The organism is Mesorhizobium sp. M0862, from assembly GCF_040319795.1.
In the GTDB taxonomy this organism is placed as follows: domain Bacteria; phylum Pseudomonadota; class Alphaproteobacteria; order Rhizobiales; family Rhizobiaceae; genus Mesorhizobium.
Window position 1 is genome coordinate 1 of the sequence record NZ_JAMYOJ010000051.1, and the last position, 3,324, is coordinate 3,324.

Consider the following 3,324-nt stretch of genomic DNA (forward strand, 5'->3'; position numbering starts at 1 on the left):
GTAAGCCTGGGCCTATGAACAGGATGGCTTACAGATAGGTATATGGCTGACCAAATGAAAGGGCCGCTTGCGCGGCCCGTGATCCCTTGGCGGGCCTTTTCGTAGAGAGAAGATTTCAGTTTCATCCGGTTTGCGGATGAGAGTTCAACGTGCGTTTTGCAGACCTGGCAGCGACCTACTCTCCCGCGTCTTGAGACGAAGTACCATCAGCGCTGGAGCGTTTCACGGCCGAGTTCGGAATGGGATCGGGTGCAGCCGCTCCGCCATAACCACCAGGTCGGCAAAACGCACGTTATATCGAGAAGCTGTTTTTTCGTGCCAAGGCGACGTTTGTGTCTAGCTAACGGACAAAGTCCGCAAGCGCGACTGCGCGTCGCCGGTTTTCCGGCGCCCTCGCGGAGCATAGGCCCTGTAAGGGCCGCTCATGCGTGAGCGCTGGTCAGATCATCGTGTTCACGATGAGCATAAGGAATGAGAACGATCAAGCCGATCGAACTATTAGTACCGGTAAGCTTCAAGCGTTGCCGCTCTTCCACACCCGGCCTATCAACGTGGTCGTCTTCCACGGTTCTCAGGGAATACTCGTTTTAAGGTGGGTTTCCCGCTTAGATGCCTTCAGCGGTTATCCCGTCCGGATATAGCTACCCTGCTATGCGGCTGGCGCCACAACAGGTCCACCAGAGATCCGTCCATCCCGGTCCTCTCGTACTAGGGACAGATCCTTTCAATATTCCTACACCCACGGCAGATAGGGACCGAACTGTCTCACGACGTTCTGAACCCAACTCACGTACCGCTTTAAATGGCGAACAGCCATACCCTTGGGACCTGCTCCAGCCCCAGGATGCGATGAGTCGACATCGAGGTGCCAAACAACCCCGTCGATATGGACTCTTGGGGGTCATCAGCCTGTTATCCCCGGCGTACCTTTTATCCGTTGAGCGATGGCCCTTCCACGCGGGACCACCGGATCACTATGACCGACTTTCGTCTCTGCTCGACTTGTCAGTCTCGCAGTCAGGCAGGCTTATGCCATTGCACTCAGCGAACGATTTCCGACCGTTCTGAGCCCACCATCGCGCGCCTCCGTTACTCTTTAGGAGGCGACCGCCCCAGTCAAACTACCCACCATACATTGTCCCGGACCCGGATAACGGGCCGCGGTTAGACATCCATAGTAATAAGGGTGGTATTTCAAGGGTGGCTCCACCTGAGCTGGCGCCCAGGTTTCAAAGCCTACCACCTATCCTACACATGCCACTACGAATGCCAATGTAAAGCTATAGTAAAGGTGCACGGGGTCTTTCCGTCTAACCGCAGGAACCCCGCATCTTCACGGGGAATTCAATTTCACTGAGTCTATGCTGGAGACAGCGGGGAAGTCGTTACGCCATTCGTGCAGGTCGGAACTTACCCGACAAGGAATTTCGCTACCTTAGGACCGTTATAGTTACGGCCGCCGTTTACTGGGGCTTCGATTCAGAGCTTGCACCCCTCCTCTTAACCTTCCAGCACCGGGCAGGCGTCAGACCCTATACGTCGTCTTGCGACTTCGCAGAGCCCTGTGTTTTTGATAAACAGTCGCTACCCCCTGGTCTGTGCCACCCTCCTCTACTTGCGTAGAAAAGGGTCACGCTTCTTCCGAAGTTACGCGTGCAATTTGCCGAGTTCCTTCAGCATAGTTCTCTCAAGCGCCTTGGTATACTCTACCTGACCACCAGTGTCGGTTTCGGGTACGGTTTATAAGGAGGAGCTATTTCCTGGAACCGCTCCGCTGCCCGTTCAATCCGATAAGATTGGACAACTTGTGCGATCCGTCACTACCTCCAAGCCCACGAATATTAACGTGGTTCCCATCGACTACGCGTTTCCGCCTCGTCTTAGGGGCCGGCTAACCCTGCTCAGATTAGCTTTAAGCAGGAACCCTTGGTCTTTCGGCGGGGGAGTCTCTCACTCCCCTTACGTTACTCATGTCAGCATTCGCACTTCTGATACCTCCACCACCCCTCACGGGTATGGCTTCGTCAGCTTACAGAACGCTCCGCTACCGCTTGGCCCTTGCGGACCAAACCCTAAGCTTCGGTGTATGGCTTTAGCCCCGTTACATTTTCGGCGCAAAGACCCTTATTTAGACCAGTGAGCTGTTACGCTTTCTTTAAATGATGGCTGCTTCTAAGCCAACATCCTGGTTGTTTTGGGATCCTCACATCCTTTCCCACTTAGCCATAACTTGGGGACCTTAGCTGTAGGTCAGGGTTGTTTCCCTTTTCACGACGGACGTTAGCACCCGCCGTGTGTCTGCCGACTAGTACTCCCAGGTATTCGGAGTTTGGTTAGGTTTGGTAATCCGGTGAGGACCCCTAGCCCATCCAGTGCTCTACCCCCTGGGGTATTCGGTCGACGCTCTACCTAAATAGATTTCGCGGAGAACCAGCTATTTCCGAGTTTGATTGGCCTTTCACCCCTAGCCACAAGTCATCCCGAACTATTGCAACAGTTATGGGTTCGGTCCTCCAGTAAGTGTTACCTTACCTTCAACCTGCTCATGGCTAGATCACTCGGTTTCGGGTCTAATGCGACGAACTGAACGCCCTGTTCAGACTCGCTTTCGCTGCGCCTACACCTAGCGGTTTAAGCTTGCTCGTCACACTAAGTCGCTGACCCATTATACAAAAGGTACGTGGTGACCCTTGCGGGCTCCCACTGTTTGTAGGCAATCGGTTTCAGGTACTCTTTCACTCCCCTTGTCGGGGTGCTTTTCACCTTTCCCTCACGGTACTAGTTCGCTATCGGTCATGCACGAGTACTTAGGCTTGGAAGGTGGTCCTCCCAATTTCAGACAGGATTTCACGTGTCCCGCCTTACTCGAGGACGATTGATCGCATTACGCGTACGGGGCTGTCACCCACTATGGCCCTACTTTCCAGAAGGTTCCGCTTGTCTCTCAATCGCCACTGGCCTGGTCCGGGTTCGCTCGCCACTACTTCCGGAGTCTCGGTTGATGTCCTTTCCTACGGGTACTTAGATGTTTCAGTTCCCCGCGTTCGCCACTTTATCCCTATGTATTCAGGATAAGTTACCTATTATCGATACTTGGAAACCACAGTAGCAGATCGCTCTGCTACTCTGATTTTCCAAGTACCTTAGGTGGGTTTCCCCATTCGGAAATCTACGGATCAAAGGGTATTCGCACCTCCCCGTAGCTTATCGCAGCGTATCACGTCCTTCATCGCCTGTGCATGCCAAGGCATCCACCAATTGCCCTTAAGACACTTGATCGTTCTCATTGCCAATGCCCATCCGCGCAATCCGAAGGATTGTCGC

2 rRNA genes are annotated in these 3,324 nt (G+C 53.7%); both read right to left on the reverse strand.

The features are described from left to right. Positions 1 to 162 precede the first annotated feature (162 nt). Positions 163 to 277: ribosomal RNA gene (gene rrf / locus NKI15_RS31840) — 5S ribosomal RNA — on the reverse strand. Positions 278 to 477: 200 nt separating this feature from the next. Then, a 23S ribosomal RNA gene (locus NKI15_RS31845) occupies positions 478 to 3,279 on the reverse strand. Between the last annotated feature and the right edge of the window lie 45 nt (positions 3,280 to 3,324).